At 67.7% G+C, this 16,240-nt stretch carries 15 protein-coding genes; 9 read left to right on the top strand and 6 right to left on the bottom strand.

Translation table 11 applies throughout. The features are described from left to right. Positions 1–7: 7 nt before the first annotated feature. Positions 8–1,075, bottom strand: a complete 1,068-nt coding sequence (locus BM009_RS02395; protein WP_254772167.1) for an HlyD family secretion protein — start codon at positions 1,073–1,075, stop codon at positions 8–10. 118 nt (positions 1,076–1,193) lie between these two features. Further along, positions 1,194–2,642, bottom strand: coding sequence for an efflux transporter outer membrane subunit (locus BM009_RS02390; protein WP_254772115.1), 1,449 nt, complete (start codon positions 2,640–2,642; stop codon positions 1,194–1,196). Between the two features lie 117 nt (positions 2,643–2,759). On the opposite strand from BM009_RS02390, the gene BM009_RS02385 reads away from it, so the two are divergent. The 5 genes from BM009_RS02385 (at position 2,760) to BM009_RS02365 (ending at position 6,188) form a co-directional block, all read left to right on the top strand. Continuing rightward, complete coding sequence (locus BM009_RS02385) at positions 2,760–3,401, top strand: TetR/AcrR family transcriptional regulator (RefSeq protein WP_093293371.1); 642 nt, start codon at positions 2,760–2,762, stop codon at positions 3,399–3,401. 23 nt (positions 3,402–3,424) lie between these two features. Continuing rightward, the gene (locus tag BM009_RS02380) at positions 3,425–3,925 is read left to right on the top strand and encodes a hypothetical protein (RefSeq protein ID WP_093293369.1); all 501 of its coding nucleotides are present in this window, start codon (positions 3,425–3,427) and stop codon (positions 3,923–3,925) included. 71 nt (positions 3,926–3,996) lie between these two features. Then, positions 3,997–4,635: a hypothetical protein gene (locus tag BM009_RS02375; protein WP_093293367.1), complete on the top strand. Its 639-nt coding sequence runs from the start codon at positions 3,997–3,999 to the stop codon at positions 4,633–4,635. Next, positions 4,632–4,952 (top strand): hypothetical protein, encoded by a 321-nt coding sequence (locus BM009_RS02370; RefSeq protein WP_093293365.1) that lies wholly within the window; start codon positions 4,632–4,634, stop codon positions 4,950–4,952. Before BM009_RS02375 ends, BM009_RS02370 begins: the two co-directional genes overlap by 4 nt. 237 nt (positions 4,953–5,189) lie before the next feature. Continuing rightward, positions 5,190–6,188 (top strand): retropepsin-like aspartic protease, encoded by a 999-nt coding sequence (locus tag BM009_RS02365; protein ID WP_093293363.1) that lies wholly within the window; start codon positions 5,190–5,192, stop codon positions 6,186–6,188. 39 nt (positions 6,189–6,227) lie between these two features. On the opposite strand, the gene BM009_RS02360 is transcribed toward BM009_RS02365, so the two are convergent. From BM009_RS02360 to BM009_RS02350, 3 genes are all read right to left on the bottom strand, one after another. Then, entirely contained in the window at positions 6,228–6,626 is a 399-nt protein-coding gene (locus BM009_RS02360) for a DoxX family protein (RefSeq protein ID WP_093293361.1), read from the bottom strand. Between the two features lie 4 nt (positions 6,627–6,630). After that, positions 6,631–8,154, bottom strand: a complete 1,524-nt coding sequence (locus BM009_RS02355) for a fumarate hydratase (protein ID WP_093293359.1) — start codon at positions 8,152–8,154, stop codon at positions 6,631–6,633. Between the two features lie 71 nt (positions 8,155–8,225). After that, entirely contained in the window at positions 8,226–8,975 is a 750-nt protein-coding gene (locus BM009_RS02350) for an EAL domain-containing protein (protein ID WP_175487906.1), read from the bottom strand. A gap of 163 nt (positions 8,976–9,138) precedes the next feature. Between BM009_RS02350 and BM009_RS02345 the strand changes: the two genes are divergently transcribed. The 4 genes from BM009_RS02345 to BM009_RS02330 all read left to right on the top strand — a co-directional run bounded on the left by BM009_RS02345 (position 9,139) and on the right by BM009_RS02330 (position 14,278). Next, positions 9,139–10,083, top strand: coding sequence for a hydrogen peroxide-inducible genes activator (locus tag BM009_RS02345; RefSeq protein ID WP_093293357.1), 945 nt, complete (start codon positions 9,139–9,141; stop codon positions 10,081–10,083). Between the two features lie 73 nt (positions 10,084–10,156). Next, positions 10,157–11,848, top strand: a complete 1,692-nt coding sequence (locus BM009_RS02340; RefSeq protein WP_093293355.1) for an ATP-binding cassette domain-containing protein — start codon at positions 10,157–10,159, stop codon at positions 11,846–11,848. Then, positions 11,832–12,896: an HlyD family secretion protein gene (locus BM009_RS02335; RefSeq protein WP_093293353.1), complete on the top strand. Its 1,065-nt coding sequence runs from the start codon at positions 11,832–11,834 to the stop codon at positions 12,894–12,896. Before BM009_RS02340 ends, BM009_RS02335 begins: the two co-directional genes overlap by 17 nt. After that, a complete protein-coding gene (locus BM009_RS02330; protein WP_093293351.1) occupies positions 12,893–14,278 on the top strand; it encodes a TolC family protein in 1,386 nt (461 codons plus the stop codon). The genes BM009_RS02335 and BM009_RS02330 overlap by 4 nt, the downstream gene beginning before the upstream one ends. Here the strand turns inward: BM009_RS02330 and BM009_RS02325 are convergent, their stop codons facing one another. Beyond that, a complete protein-coding gene (locus BM009_RS02325) occupies positions 14,279–16,063 on the bottom strand; it encodes a thiamine pyrophosphate-requiring protein (RefSeq protein WP_093293349.1) in 1,785 nt (594 codons plus the stop codon). It abuts the gene before it with no gap. Positions 16,064–16,240 lie beyond the last annotated feature (177 nt).

Here is a 16,240-nt window from a genome sequence, read left to right as displayed (position 1 = left end):
GCAATCCTTACTTGGCCGAGGTATCGATCTCGGCATCCATCGACAGGCCGACGCGGAGCGGATGCTGCTGCAGCTCCTTCGGATCGAGCGCCACGCGCACCGGCAGGCGCTGGACCACCTTGATCCAGTTGCCGGTTGCATTCTGCGCCGGGATCAGCGCGAAGGACGAGCCGGTGCCGCCCGAGAAGCCGATCACGCGCCCGTGATACTTCACGTCGCCGCCATACAGGTCCGACTTCAGCTCGACCGGTTGGCCGACCTTCACGCGGGTCAGCTGGCCTTCCTTGAAGTTGGCGTCGACATAGAGCTGGTTGAGCGGGACGATCAGCATCAGCTGGGCGCCCGGCGCGACGCGCTGGCCGACCTGGACGTTGCGCCGCGTGACCACGCCGTCGAACGGCGCGCGGATCGTGGTGCGGGCGAGATCGAGCTTGGCCTGATCGACCTTGGCACGCGCGGCAAGCACTTCCGGCGCGGTCGTCGCGGTGGCGCCGTTGACCAGCGCCTGGTTCGCCGCCAGCTGCCCGCTGGCCGCCACGCGGGTCGAGGTCGCCTGGGCGAGACCGGCCTTGGCCAGTTCGAGATTGGCGCGTGCCGCAGCAAAGGCGTTGGTCGCCGACGTCAGCTCCTCGCCCGAAACGGCGCCGTTGGGCGCGAGCTTCTGACGGCGGGACAGATCGATACGGGCCTTTTCGAAATCGGCCTGCGCAGCGGTAACCTGCGCGCGGGCGCGGGCGATGTCCGCCTGGCGAGCCTGGACCTGCGCGGCCAGCGCTTCGCTGGTCGCCGAGGTCTGGCCGAACTGGCGGGTGGCGCGGGCGAGGTCCGCCTCCGCCTGTGCCAGCGCGATCTTCGCGTCGCTGTCGTCGATCTGGACGAGCACGTCGCCCTTCTTCACCGACTGGGTGTCGGAAACGGCGACGCGCAGCACCTGGCCGCCGGTCATCGGGGTGATGCTGGCACTGTCGGCACCGACATAGGCGTTGTCGGTGCTCACATAATGGCTGCCGACAACCATGTAATAGGCGCCATAGCCCAGCCCGGCGACCAGCACGAGGCCGCCGATGCCGAGCATCAGCCGCTTGCGCAGGTTCTTGCGACGGCCGGCGTCCATGTCCGTGCTGGCGGGCGCCTGCGAGGGCTCGTTGCGTTCGGCGGCGTCGCCGCGCGCGGAATGGATGGCGGGTTCTGCATCAGCCATGGGTCTTGACCTCGGAAGCGGCGGCGGCGGCCGCGTTGTTGGTGGAAAAGCCTCCGCCGAGCGCGCGGACGAGCTGGACGTCGAGCGTGAACGCGCGCGCCTCCAGTTCGGCAACGATCTGGCGGTTCTGCAACACCCTCTCCTCGGCGGTCAGAACATCGAGAAAGCGCGACAGCCCGCCTTGATAGCGTTGCTGCGCGATCGAATAGGCCTGTTCGGAATCATCCAGCGCCTGCCGGCTCTGGGCCAAGCGCGTGGCCAGCGCCTTCTGGCTGGTCACTGCGTCCGCCACGTCATGATAGGCGGTGGTGACGCTGTTGTCGTAATTGGCGACCGCCTCGTCATAGGTGGCGCGGGCGCGGGCATATTGGCCACGCAGCTCGCCGCCGTGGAAGATCGGCAGGCTGATCGCGGGGCCGGCCTGGAACACCGAGGCGCCATTGCCTTTGACAAGGTTGTCAAGGCCGAGCGCGCCATAGCCTGCCAATGCGCTCAAGCGGATCGACGGGTAGAAGTCGGCGCGGGCGGCCTTGATCCGGCTGGCGGCGGCTTCGACGCGTGCGCGGGCGGCGGCAATATCGGGGCGGCGTCCGATCAGATCGGTCGTCACGTCGGCCGGGATGCCGCGCGCCTCGGTCGGTGCCGCGGGCAGGGCGATGCTCAGGCCGCGATCGGGACCCTGGCCGAGCAGCGCAGCGATGCGGTTGCGGGTGAGGCCGATATCCTCGTCGATCGCGGCAAGCTGCGCGCGGGCGGCGGGAACGGCCGAGGCCGCCTGCTTCTCTTCGGCGCGCGTCTCGAGGCCGTTGGTCACGCGGTCCGTGACCAGCTTCTGCGTCGCAAGGCGGACCTCCAGCGCGCGCTCCTGCACCCGGCGATCGGCCGCGAGGCGGGCGAGATCGGCATAGGCGGCGGCGATGTTGGTCGAAAGCGCGAGCCGCGCCTGTTCCAGTTCGAGCCGCGCGGCCTCCGCCTCCGAGGTGGCGGCGGCGAGCTGGGCGCGGTTCTTGCCCCAGAGGTCGAGGTCGAAGGCGAGGTTCAGCGTGCCGTAGCCAATCGTCTGGACGTTCGAGCCGATCTCGATCGGCAGGCCGTCGCCGACGTTGATCTGGTTGGCCGCGGCCGAGGCGGAGGCATCGACGCGCGGCAGGCGGGCGGCGCCGACCTGGACGGCATAGGCCTGGGCCGAGCGCAGCCGGGCGGCGGCTGCCGCGAGATTGGGCGCGCCGCGGAGGGCCTCGTCCATCAATGCGTTGAGCTGCGGATCGTTATAGGCGGTCCACCAGTTGGTGACAGGCCATTGCGCCTGCGTCTGCGCGGCACCGGCAAGCGACTGGCTGGCGGCATAGCTGTCCGCCGCGCGCACTTCCGGGCGAGCGCCGAGATTCGGCACCGGCGCGCACGCGGCCAGCGCCGAAGCGGCAGCAGCGGACAGCAACAAGGGCCTTGTTGGGAAACGACTCATCATGGTCTGGAAAAACCGTACTATTGGGTACGAGTTCCAGATGGAGAGCGGTTCCGCCCTTGTCAATAGAAAATCGTACTCTATAGTACGGTTATGGAAATCGTAACCCCCAAATGCCTCGGCAAGCGCGAGGCGCGGAAGCAGGATCGGCGTGCCGCCATCCTCGCCATCGCCAAGCGCCACTTCATGGAGCAAGGCTATGCCGGCGTTTCCATGTCGGCGATCGCGGCGGAGCTGGGCGGCTCCAAGGGCACGTTGTGGAGCTATTTCGCGTCCAAGGAAGAACTGTTCGACGCGTGCCTGGATGCGGTGACCCGCGAGTATCGCGAGCAGGTGATGCAGCTGCTGGTGCCCTCGGACAATCTGAAGGCCACGTTGTGCGCGTTCATCCGCAGCCTGTTGCGCAAGGTGACGTCGACGGATGCGATCCGGCTGCACCGGGTAATCCACGCCGAGGTCGAGCGCTCGCCGGAAATGGGCGAGATCTTCTTCCGCCGTGGGCCGCAGCGCACCCGAGAACTCGTTGCGGCGCATCTCGAAGATGCGATGCACAAGGGCCAGCTTCGCAAGTCCGATCCGCTCAAGGCGGCGTTCGCGCTGACCAGCCTGTGCATGGGCTCGCAGCAGCGGGCCATGCTGGGGCACCAGTTCAGCGACGCCGAGATGGAAGAGGAGACCGATTATATCGTCGATCTCTTTCTGCGGGCGTTTGCGCCCGAGCCGACAGCCGCCTAGGCTTCCCGAAGGGGGACAGGTGCATGTGGGCGCTGGATACTCATCATCGCCGCGCGGTACGCGCAGGAGCCGCGGTTGCGGCGCTGCTGATCGCCGCGTGTAGCGCTGATCCGTCGGCACCGCCGCCGCCCTCGCTCGCCTATGCGGGCCTGCCGGTAAGCGGCAGCCTTGCGGATGCCAAGCGCGCCGGCTTCGACAATTGCCTGGAGATAGACGGCTACCATGTGCGCTGCCGCCGCTCGGGCGTGATGCTGCTGGGCGAGGGCCCGTACGAGGCGGCGCTGGACCTCACCGGCGCTGGCGGCGCGAGCGGCTTCCGCCAGATCACCCTGTGGGATGATCGCGACCAGTCGGCGGTGCTCAAGGTCGGCGAAGCGCTGAAGAAGCAGGGCTGGGCGTTCAGCTATACCGGCGAAGGCGGCCGCGGCGACCAGATGATCCTCACCCACAAGAGCGCGCCGGTGCATTTCTCGATAGACCTCAGCTATTGGGGCAAGCGCCGGGTGCGTCTCCTGCCCGAATAGGATATCCTGCCGGCGCATCGCTTCGGCGCGAAACGATTGTCGCCTCGTCGGCAGCGTAATAACCGGCCGGCATGAAGATCCCGTCCTTCCGCATCGCCTTGCTCGCCGCGCTGCTGCCGGCATCCGCCCTCGCCGCCCCGGCGCAGGACGACGATGTCGACCCCGCCAAGATCGACCTGCGCGACGCGATTGCCTGCCGCCTCGACGTGCCGACCTATAACGGCTTCGCCATGGCCGTGGCCGGTGACGACAAGATTGCCGCCAAGCTCGGGTGGAAGCCGGTGAAGTCGAGCAACTTCCTGCTCAAGGAATATGATCTGCCCGCCCCGATCGTCGTGGCAGGTGAATACAGCACGCGCCGTGTCGCCTTCACCTCCACCGGCATGCTGGCGATCCTCGACGAGCCCGATCCGGCAGCCGTTGCGCGCAAGGAGAAGATCGAGAACGGCATGCCCATCGAAGGGCTCATCGATACGCTGGTCGCCTCGGGCAAGCTGACGCGGGCGCAGGCGGAAGCGGAGATCAAGTTCCGCAAGTTCATCGGCGAGCGCGTGATCAGCGACGTGACCGATCCGCCCGATGGCGACCATTTCCGCGCGCGCACCCGGATCGCCTTGAATGTGTCCAACGTCGCGACGCACCCGGGCAAGACGCTGTACGGCTGCTCGTACAGGATCGACATGCTCGACAAGGACGGCAATCCGCTGTGATCGGCATGCTGATCGCGCTCGCCGCTGGTGCGATGCCGGTGCAGGAAGGCGCCGACGTCTTCATCGGCACGGTGGAGCTGGACGGCACCGCCCTCATCCTGCGGCGCTGCGACCTCGCCGAGAACCGCTATGCGCTCGTCGATGCGCCGGGCGGGCATGTGCTGGACGCGCTCCGCAAGGCGAGGCTGCCCGCCTTTGGTGAGGTGATCGGGCGCTATGTCGAGGGGAAGGATGGCGGCTCGATCCTGCAGGTCGACCGCGTCGAGGAACTGACGCCGGGCAAGAACTGCCATCTCGCGGATGCGCTCGGCGGATAGCAACGGCGCGGATCCTGCTGGCGCCGCGCAATCGGTTATTGTTGAATGCAATCTGGACATTAGTGCCGACGCCTGCGACCTTCGGCCCGTCGTTCTCGACAGGAGTCCGGATATGTTGATGGACCGTCGGTTTTTCGTGTCGGGGGCGGCAGCCGGGCTGGCATCGCAAGGTGCGAGGGCTGCATCGCCTCCCTATCGCATTCCGATCGAGGTCACCGACAAGCGCGTCCTGGTGGCGTGCACGATCGCTTCCCGGGGACCTTTCGGCTGGTGCTGGATACCGGTGGAACGATCGGTCTCATCCGGTTGGAACTGGCGCGGCAACTGCAGCTGAAACAGCTCGGAACCGCCCGGCTGAACCTGCTGCAGGGGCACAAGCAATACCCCATCTTCGTGGTGCCCGATCTCACCTTCGCGAACCAGGTGCGACAGCCCGTCTCCACGATCGCTGGGGTGGACAATGTGCGTTTCCTCGACGGCGCAGTCGGATCGATCGCGGCCGGTGCGCTCACTGCCGGGAACTGCGAACTCGATTTCGATGCCGGAGAGTGGCGGATCTATCGCGATGGCCCGCCGGACCGAACGGGCTGGGCCCGCTATCCTGACGGTATCTTCAAATACGGCAACGCCAACGGCTCCGCCTTCCTTGCGGCCGACGCTACCTTGGGCGGCAGGCCGTTCCGCTTCGGGCTCGACACCGGCATGCCCAGCAGGATGCGGGTCTATCGCAAGGCGGCGGAGGCCGCGGGCTTGTGGGATGCGCCGCGATGGGCGCCGACCGCGCCGGAGGGGAAGGGGCGCCTGGTGCGTACGTCCTTGCGGCTGGCGAATGCGACGGTCGAAGATGTGCTGGTAACGCTCGTCAACGAACCGGACTGGGGCGCCTTTCCGAACGGCGTGATCGGGCTGCCGGTGCTGCGGCTGTTCAACATCGCGACCAACGCCAGCGAGAAGACGGTGTTTCTGAAGCGCAACGCGCGCGCGCCCGAACCACAATCCTATAATCGTGCCGGGCTGTGGATCGATCGCGCCGGGTCGGCGGTAACGATCGGCGTGGTCGGGGCCGGCAGCCCGGCGGTAAAAGCGGGACTGGCGGCCGGCGATCGACTGATCGGTGCCGATTTCGACTCGCTGCTTCGGCAATTTTCCGACGCGGCGGGGACCGAGATCATGCTGAATGTCGAGCGTGCCGGCGTTCGTCGCGAGGTGCGGTTGGTTCTGGAAGATTTCCTGTAACCTAGGGCCGCCGCGATTGGCCACGCTTGGCGGCGCGGTTCAGCTCTTTCGGGGCATCCATCCGCCTGCCCAGAGCGCCCACCAGCAGAGGAGCGGCTGCAGGAACAGCCGCGGTGCATGATAGGCCCATCCCAGCCCGGTGCCGGTCGAAAGGTCTTGCACCGCGTGCTGGAGGTTCGCCGGGAACACGCACAGCGCGTAGAGGGCCAGCATCACGCCCGCGAGCTTGCGCAGCCGCACGGTCAGCAGCGCCAGCGCCCCCGCGATCTCGCAGAGCCCGGTGCCCGCGATCACCAGCGCGGGGTAGGGTACCCAAGCCGGCGTGATGTGCAGGAACGGGCGCGGCACCAGCAGGTGCAGCACGCCCGCCAGCAGATAGAGGCAAGCCAGCGTGATTCGCGCCCGGCGGCGCCACGGCGTCTCGTCCGGCGTGCCCATGGCCTCAGGCCTGCTGGAGCAGGCGTTCCTTGGCGATCTTCTCGCGCCACACCAGCGGGCCGGTGTGGTGGACGCTCTCGCCCGTCGCATCCACGGCGACCGTCACCGGCATGTCCTTCACGTCGAACTCGTAGATCGCCTCCATGCCGAGATCCTCGAAGCCGACGACGCGCGCGCCCTTGATCGCGCGGGCGACGAGATAGGCCGCACCGCCCACCGCCATCAGATAGGCAGCCTTGTGGTTGCGGATCGCCTCGATCGCCACCGGACCACGCTCGGCCTTGCCGACCATCGCGATCAGCCCGGTCTGGGCGAGCATCATCTCGGTGAACTTGTCCATCCGCGTCGCGGTGGTGGGGCCGGCGGGGCCGACCACTTCGTCGCGTACCGGATCGACCGGGCCGACATAATAGATCACCCGGCCCTTGAAATCGACCGGCAGTTCCTCGCCGCGGCTGAGCATGTCCTGGATGCGCTTGTGCGCGGCGTCACGGCCGGTGAGCATCTTGCCGTTGAGCAGCAGCCGGTCGCCCGGCTTCCAGCTCGCCACCACTTCCGGCGTGAGCGTGTCGAGATCGACGCGAATCGATTCCTTCGAAGGCGTCCATTCCACCTTGGGCCATTCGTCGAGGCTCGGCGGGTCGAGATAGACCGGGCCGCTGCCATCGAGGCTGAAATGCGCGTGGCGGGTGGCGGCGCAGTTGGGGATCATCGCGATCGGCTTGGACGCGGCATGGGTAGGATAATCGAGGATCTTCACGTCGAGGATTGTCGCCAGGCCGCCCAGGCCCTGCGCGCCGATGCCGAGCGCGTTGACCTTGTCGAAGATCTCGATGCGGAGCCGCTCGATATCGTTCTGGGGCCCGCGCTGCTTGAGCTGGGCCATGTCGATATCACCCATCAGCGACTTTTTGGCGAGCGTTACCGCCTTCTCGGCGGTGCCGCCGATGCCGATGCCGAGCATGCCCGGCGGGCACCAGCCGGCGCCCATCTTCGGGACCATCTCTAGCACCCAGTCGACGATGGAGTCGCTCGGGTTCAGCATCGCGAACTTGGACTTGTTCTCGGAGCCGCCGCCCTTGGCCGCCAGCTCGACATGGACATGGTCGCCGGGGACCATCTCGACGTTGAGCACGCAAGGGGTATTGTCTTTGGTATTGACGCGGCTGAACGCGGGATCACGCAGGATCGAGGCGCGCAGGCGGTTCTCGGGGTGGAGATAGGCGCGGCGGACACCTTCATCGACCACGTCCTGCAGCGAGCGCTCGCTGTCCAGCACGCACTTTTGGCCCCACTGGATGAAGACGGTGACGATGCCGGTATCCTGGCAGATCGGGCGATGCCCTTCGGCGCACATCCGGCTGTTGGTCAGGATCTGGGCGATGGCGTCCTTGGCGGCGGGGCCTTGCTCGGCTTCATAGGCGTCGCCCAGCGCGCGGATATAATCCATCGGGTGGTAGTAGGAGATGTACTGGAGCGCGTCGGCGACGCTCTCGATCAGATCGGCTTCCTTGATGAGGACGGTCATGGATCCTGCCTGCAGAAAATGGGGCCCGGTGCGGGCGTCACCGTTCCTCTATAGGCCAAGTTGCGGGAGCACTAGGCCCCCAGGCTAATCCCTGGGAGCGCGCCCAGCGCCGGCCGGGCATACCAATAGCCTTGGTGGTAGCGCACCCCCAGGCCACGCAGCACGGCCGCCTCTTCCGCCGTCTCGATCCCCTCGGCGATCAGCAGCGTGTCGAGCTCGTTGCACATGCCCACCATCGCGCGGACGATCGCCTGCCGGCGCGGCTCGCGATCGATGCCGCGGACCAGTGCCATGTCGAGCTTCACTTCGTCGGGCGCGAAGCGCGCGAACAGGTCCAGCCCCGAATGGCCCGCTCCGAAATCGTCGACCGCGACCTTGAAGCCGATCTGCTTGTAGGATTCGATGATCGTCGCGACATGGTCCGGGTCGGCGATCAACTGGTTCTCGGTGAATTCGAAGATCAGCCGGTCGAGCGGCATCGCCACGCCGCGGGCGGTCTGCAGCGTCAGCTGGATGCAGGCGACGGGAGAGTAGACCGCGTTGGGCAGGAAGTTGATCGAGAGCCGCGCGTCGGTCTTCATCAGCCCGGCCGCCATCGCGGTCTCGATCGCCTTGACGCGGCACGCCTGGTCGAAGGCATAGCGGTTCGCGTCGGTGACCTGCGACAGCACGCCCAGCGCGCCCGATCCGTCGACGCCGCGGACCAGCGCCTCATAGGCGAAGGGCTGGCCGGTGTCGGTGTCGACAATCGGCTGGAAGGCCATCGCGAACGGGATGTCGAAATCGGTGCCGTCGCGGCACCCCTGACAGATTTTCCGCATTTCCATATGCCCGCCCTACATCGATATGGCTAACATAATCCGAAGATGCCTTGGAATACCTAATTGATTTTCAACGCATTATTGCGCGCCTGTGCATGTCTTTGGCAACTCAGGTAAAGATCCTAGTGACACCGGCCCCAAATCTTCGCCATCAAGCAGGCTGATGATCGAGGATCCTACGCCGCTGGATTTCGAAAAGCAGGTCACGCTGCGCCAGCTGCGCTACCTAGTGACCCTGGGTGCTGAGGGCAGCTTCACCCGCGCCGCCGCCCGCTGTGGCGTCAGCCAGCCCTCGCTTTCGCAGGCGATCCGCCAACTCGAGGATGCGCTGGGCGCTCCATTGGTCGAGCGCGGCGCCCGGGCCTTCCTCACGCCGCTCGGTCGCGAAGTCGCGAGCCGGGCGCAGCGCATCCTGCTCGAGGTGCGCGATCTCGGTGAACTGGCGGGTGCGGCCGACACCGCGTTGCTCGGCACGATCCGGCTGGGCGTTACCCCCACGGTCGGTGCGTATCTGCTCCCGCGGCTGGTCGCGCGGCTGCACCAGCAATTCCACGACCTGCGTGTCCATGTGCGCGAAAACCCGCCGGCGCAGCTGGTGGAGGGGCTGGCGGTCGGCACGCACGACGTGATCCTGGTGCAGCTGCCGCTTCGGGCACCCGGCGCCCACGCCGAACGGCTGTTCCGCGAACCGCTCCACCTCGCCATGGCGGCCGACCATCCGCTGGCGGCGCGTGCGGCGATCGCTGCCGAGGATCTCGCCGGGCAGGATCTGCTCACCCTCCAGCGCGGTTACCGCCTCGCCGAGCAGACCATCGCCATCGCCGAGGAGGCGGGCGCCCGGGTCCGCGAGGAATATGAAGGTACCAGCCTCGACGCGATCCGCCAGATGGCGGGCATGGGAATGGGATTGGCGGTGCTGCCCGAACTCTATGTGCGGCAGGAGATCCGCCCGGGCGACGATGTCGTCGCGCGGCCCTTTCGCGGCGGCCGGCACTATCGCGAGCTCGGCCTGCTGTGGCGAAGCGGGGTAGCGCGCGCAGCGACCTATCAGCGCCTCGCCGGCGAGCTGGTGGCGTGTGTCGAGGACATAGGCATTTCCTATCGATGATATAGCCGTACCGCCATTGTGCTTATGGCGTGCGGCCCGCACTTCATCGATCCGGAAGGGAGATGGTGGAGCGATGGCGAAACAGAAGATCGGCTGGGCGCAGGTGCGCGGCTGGCTGGGCGAGGTGATCGGCCCCGATGGCGGCTATCTGCGGCTGGCGATGGTGTACGGGATCGCGATCAGCCTGCTCTCGCTGGCGACGCCCATCTCGGTGCAGCTGCTGATCAACAGCGTCGCCAAGATCGCGCTGCCCGCGCCGCTGATCACGCTCTCGGCGCTGCTGTTCACGCTGCTGCTGATCGTGGTGATCCTCTCGGCGCTCCGCGTCCACATCATGGCGCTGTTCGAGCGGCGGCTGTTCGCGCGGACCATGGCGGAAATCACCATCCGCGCGGTGCACGCCCGCAATCCCTTCTTCGCCGATGCCCGCCGCGTCGACCTGTTCAACCGCTATTTCGACCTTATGACGGTGCAGAAGAGCGTGCCGAGCCTCGTCATCGGCGGCTTCACCATCCTGCTGCAATCGGTGGTGGGGCTGGTTGTGACGAGCTTCTACCACCCGTTCTTCCTCGGCTTTAACGTCATCCTGATCGCGCTGGTCTGGCTGATCTGGCAGCTCTGGTCGCCGGGCGCGATCCGCTCGGCGGTGGCGCTCAGCCATGCCAAGCACGATGCTGCGCGCTGGCTGGAGGGGCTGGGCACCTCGAACGGCTTCTACAAGTCCAGCCGCCATCTCGATTTCGCGATGGACGGGTCAGAGTCGATGACCGCGGCCTATGTCGCCGCGCATCGCCGCCACTTCCGCTTCAGCTTCACCCAGACCTGCGCCTATCTGCTGCTCTATGCTACCGCCAGCGCCGCACTGCTGGCGATGGGCGGCTGGCTGATCCTGCAGGGGCAGCTGTCGATCGGCCAGTTGGTCGCCGCCGAGCTGATCCTGTCGGGCGTCTTCTACGGGCTCGGCCAGCTCGGCACCTATCTCGACGCCTTTTACGACATGGTCGCAGCGGCCGAGGAAGTGTCGCTGCTCTACGCGATCCCGCACGAGACCCATAGCCGCAGCAGCGAAGCGCCGGGCAATGGCGAGGTGCGGCTGCGCGAGGTGCAGGCCGGTGATGCCAGCATCGACCTGACCATCCCCGCGGCCACCCAACTGGTGGTGGTGGGTGCCCCGACGATGGACAGCCGTCTGGCCATGCTGCTCAAGCGCAACCTGCAGCCCGATCGCGGGCTGGTGATGGTGGGCGGCGTCGATCTCGAGGCGCTCGATGTATACCGCCTCCGCTCGGACGTGATCGTGCTCGATCGGCCGACCATCGTCGAGATCAGCATCCGCGATTATCTGGGGCTGGCTGGGGCCGGCATTCCGGCGGGCAAGGTGCTCGACGCGCTGGCACTGGTCGGGCTTGATGCCCGCATCGGCCAGTTGCCCGAGGGCATGGAGACCCCGCTCGCCGCCTCCGGCTACCCGCTCTCGATCGGCGAGCTGATGGCGCTCAAGCTCGCCAATGCGCTGCTGGCGCGGCCGAAGGTGCTGCTGCTCGGGCCGCTCTACGACCTGATCCCGCCGCAGCGGCTGACCGCCGCGCTCGATGCGCTCCGCGAGGCGGGGACCACCGTGCTCCTCTTCACCGGCCGCCCCGAGGCCATCCGCCGCGACGGCTATCTGTGGCTGGGCAGGGCCGCCCAGACGCGCTTCGAGACGCTCGATCAGCTCCGTGCCACCCTCACCGCGCAGGAGGCAGGCAATGCCCTTCAGGCCTGACCATATCGGCCATTTCCCGACGCTGGCCGCCATGCGCCCGCCGCGCATTGCCCGGGCGATCGCCTGGATGATCGTGATCGCCGTCGCGCTGATCGGCGTCACCATGGTCTATGTCCCCTGGGTGCAGACTGCGCCGGGGCGGGGGCAGGTGGTCGCCCTCGACCCGCACGATCGCGTGCAGTCGGTCACGGCGCTCGTGCCCGGCCGGGTCGAGCGCTGGTTCGTCACCGACGGCCAGGCGGTGAAGAAGGGCGATCCGATCGCCAAGATCTCGGACAACGACCCCGCGCTGCTGGAGCGCCTCGCCGCCGAGCGCGACCAGGTACATGCCGAGATCGCCTCGCTGGAAAGCGCGCGTGCCGTCGCCTCGATCGACGTCAACCGCGCCCGCACGCTGTTCAACGAGGGGCTGGCGGCACGCCGCGACTATGAACAGGCGCAGATCCGCGTCGCCGATCAGGGCGCCAAGCTCGCGGAATCGCGGGCCAAGCTCAACCGGATCGAAGTGTCGCTCAACCGTCAGGCGGTGCAGATCGTCCGCGCCCCGCGCGACGGCCGCATCCAGACGCTCAACGCCGCTGCGGGCGCGACGTTGGTCAGCGCGGGCACCGAGCTGGCGACGCTGGCGCCCGAAGGCGGCACCGAGCGTGTCGTCGAGCTGATGGTCGACGGGCGCGACATCGCGCTGGTTCGCCCTGGCCGTCGCGTGCGGCTGGAGTTCGAGGGCTGGCCGGCAATCCAGCTGAGCGGCTGGCCGTCGATGGCCTGGGGGCTGTTTGACGGGCGGGTGCGATCGGTCGACCCCTCGGCGATGCCCGACGGCCTGTTCCGCGTGCTGATCGAGCCGATGCCCGGCACGCTCGCCTGGCCGGGCGATCGCTTTGTCCGCCTAGGCGCCAAGGTGCGCGGCTGGGTGCAGGGCGAGACGGTGCCGGTCGGCTATGAACTCTGGCGTCAGCTCAATGACTTCCCGCTCGAATTCGGCGCTGCGTCCGACAAGTCGGGCGAGGAGAAGAGCATGGACGTCTACAAGAAGAAAAAGAAATGATCCGGCTGCTGCTCGCTCTTTGCGCCTTGGTGTTCGCGGTGCCCGCCGCCGCGCAGGGGCCGCTGACGCTCGACCAGGTGCTGCGCTCCTCGGCGCAGAACGCCCCCCAGATCATCGAGGCGCTGGCCAAGCAGCGCCAGGCCGAGGGCAAGGCGCTGAGCGCCGAGGGCGCGTTCGACGTGGTGTTCGACGTCGACGCACAGGCGCGGCCGTTCGGCTATTATGATGGATCGGTGGTCGAGGCGAAGGCCAGCCGCGCCTTGGACGCCAATGGCGGTGGTCTGTACGCGGGCTACCGTGTCTCGCGGGGTAAGTTCCCGGTCTATGAGGACAAGGCCTACACCAATCAGCTCGGCGAGTTCAAAGTCGGTGCGGTCTTCTCGCTGCTGCGCGACCGGGTGACGGACGAGCGCCGCACCAGGCTGCGTCTTGCCGACCAGGATGTCGACGTCGCCCGGCTGGAGCGCGAGATGGTGGCGATCGGCGTGCAGCGTCGTGCGATGGGCGCCTACCAGGCCTGGGCGATCGCGGGCTTGCGGCTGAAGGCGTATCGCGACCTGCTGGCGCTCTCCGAGAAGCGGCGATCGCAGCTCGCGCGGCAGGTGCAGCTCGGCGCGCGGCCACAGATCCTGATCACCGAGAACGACCAGAACCTCGCCCGCCGGCGCTCGCTCGTCGCGCAGGCCGAGCAGAAGCTGGCGGAAACCGCCAACGCGCTGTCCTTCTTCTGGCGCGACGCGAACGGAGCGCCGCTGGTGCCCGAGACCGAGCAGCTGCCCGATGCGCTGCCCGAGCTGGCGATCGCACCGCGCAAGGCGGGCCCAATTTTGCGGCCGGACCTGAAGACGGTGCTGGTGCGGATGGACCAGTCGCTGGCGCGGCTCGACCTCGCCGAGAACGACCTGAAACCGCGGCTCGATGCCCGGGCGGAGCTGGGCAAGGACGTGGGCGCGATCGGACTCGGCGGTCCCTCGCGCACGCCTGCCGAGGCGATCGTCGGGGTAAAATTCTCGGTGCCGCTGGAACGGCGGAGCGCCCGCGGCCGCATCGCCGAGGCCAAGGCAGAGATCGACGGCCTGCGCACCCGGCACCGGATGCTCGAAGAGCAGATCGCCATCGAAGTGAAGGGCATCGCGATCGGCATCGAAGGCGCCGACAAGGTCGCCGACCTCGCTGCGCAGGAGGCCGAGCTGGCGGGCAAGATGGCGGTCGCCGAACAACGCCGCTTCGACATGGGCGCCAGCGACTTCTTCCTGATCAACCAGCGCGAGGAAAGCGCCACCGACGCCCGGCTGCGCGCGCTCGACGCCCGCTACCAAGCGCTGGTGGCGCGCGCCGATCTCGCCGCGGCGACGGCGGACCGGGCGGTGCTGGGGCTGTGACTAGCCCGTGATCTCCTTCGCGATCTGCCGCACCGTCTCCTTGATCACCCCGCCGCGCCCCGCATCACCCTTGAGCATCGACGACATAAAGCCTTTGGCCTGGGCGAAGGTGAGGTGCGGCGGGAAGGGCGCGACGTCGGGATCGGTCTTTACCTCCAGCACCACCGGGCGATCGGCACGCAGGGCCGCATCCCAGGCGTCGCCCAGTGCCTCCGGCGTGTCGACATGGATGCCCTGCAGTCCGATCAGCTCGGCGAAACGGGCATAGGGCACGTCCGGGATATCCTGCGTGGTCGGGAAGCGCGGATTGCCCTCCATCACCCGCTGCTCCCAGGTGACTTCGTTCAGGTCCTGGTTGTTGAAGACGCAGACGATGAAGCGCGGATCGGCCCAGCGCTGCCAATATTTGGCGACGGTGATCAGCTCGGCCATGTTGTTCATCTGCATGGCCCCGTCGCCGACCAGCGCCACAACCGGCCGATCGGAATGGGCGAACTTGGCGCCGATCGCATAGGGCACCGCCGCGCCCATCGAGGCGAGCCCGCCCGACAGCGAGGCGCGCTGCCCGGCCTTCACCCGATAGTCGCGCGCATACCAGTTGGCGCAGGAGCCCGAGTCCGAGGTGACGATGGCGTTCGAGGGCAGGCGCGGCGACATTTCCCACACGACGCGCTGCGGGTTGACCGGGTTCGCCTCGGCCATCGCCCGCTCCTCGATCGTCTTCCACCACTTGGTGACTTCGTGGGCGATGCCTTCCTGCCAGCTGCGGTCTTCCTTGCGCTTGAGCAGCGGGAGCAGCGCCTTCAGCGTCTCCAGTGCGCCGCCGTGCAGGTTGCATTCCACCGGGTAGCGCAGGCCGAGCATCGCCGGATCGATATCGATCTGCACCGCGCGCGCCTGGCCCTCCTTGGGCAGGAACTCGGCCCAGGGGAAGCCGGTGCCGATCATCAGCAGCGTGTCGCAGCCCGCCATCATGTCCGACGAGGGCTTGGTGCCGAGCAGGCCGATCGCGCCGGTGACGAAGGGCAGGTCGTCGGCCAGCACGTCCTTGCCGAGCAGCGCCTTGGCGACGCCCGCGCCGAGCCGCTCGGCGATCTCGATCACCTCCGCCTCGGCACCGCGCGCGCCCGCGCCGATCAGGATCGCGACCTTCTGTCCGGCATCGAGGATCTCGGCGGCCTGCGCCAGCGCGCTGGCGGGCGGCACGATCTGCGGGCGGACATAGCCGGGGCCGGAGCGGGTGAAGCCGTGCTGGAGCGGCGGATCCTGATAGGGCTCGTCCTGCACATCCTTGGGCAGCACGATCGCGGTGACGTCGCGGTTGGCGATGGCGATGCGGATCGCGCGATCGGTGACGTGGCGCAGCTGGGCAGGCGCGGAGACCTCCTGCACATAGCCGCATACGTCCGAGAACAGCCGGTCGAGGTTCAGCTCCTGCTGGTAGTTCGCGCCGCGCACGGTGGTTTCGGCCTGACCCGCGATCGCAAGCAGCGGGACATGGTCGAGCTTGGCGTCGTACATGCCGGTGACGAGGTGCGTCGCGCCCGGCCCTCCGGTCGAGAGGCACACGCCCAGCTCGCCGGTGAACTTGGCGTGCGCGGAGGCCATGAACGCGGCCATTTCCTCGTGGCGGACCTGGATGAACTCGATGCCCGCGCCTTCCGCCTCCGCCCGCTGCAGCGCGCCGAGCACGCCGTTGATGCCGTCGCCCGAATAGCCATAGATCCGCGTCAAGCCCCAGGCCTTGAGCCGCTCCACGAAAAAGTCGCTCGTCTGCTTCGCCATCTGCCGTCTCCTGAAGTGTTCGGGGTAACCGATGGGGAAGGGGATGGTTCAGGGAATATCGATCCTCCCCTGCAAGGGGAGGGGGACCGCCGGCGGAGGCGGTGGTGGAGGGGTGTACCCGCTGCAGTGATGCCAGACATGTAGGCGTTGACACCCCTCCGTCGCGCTGCGCGCGCC

Origin of the sequence: Sphingomonas sp. NFR04 (assembly GCF_900114095.1) — a bacterium.
In the GTDB taxonomy this organism is placed as follows: domain Bacteria; phylum Pseudomonadota; class Alphaproteobacteria; order Sphingomonadales; family Sphingomonadaceae; genus Sphingomonas.
The sequence above is the reverse complement of the archived record's forward strand: the minus strand, read 5'-3'. Positions and strand labels throughout refer to the sequence as shown.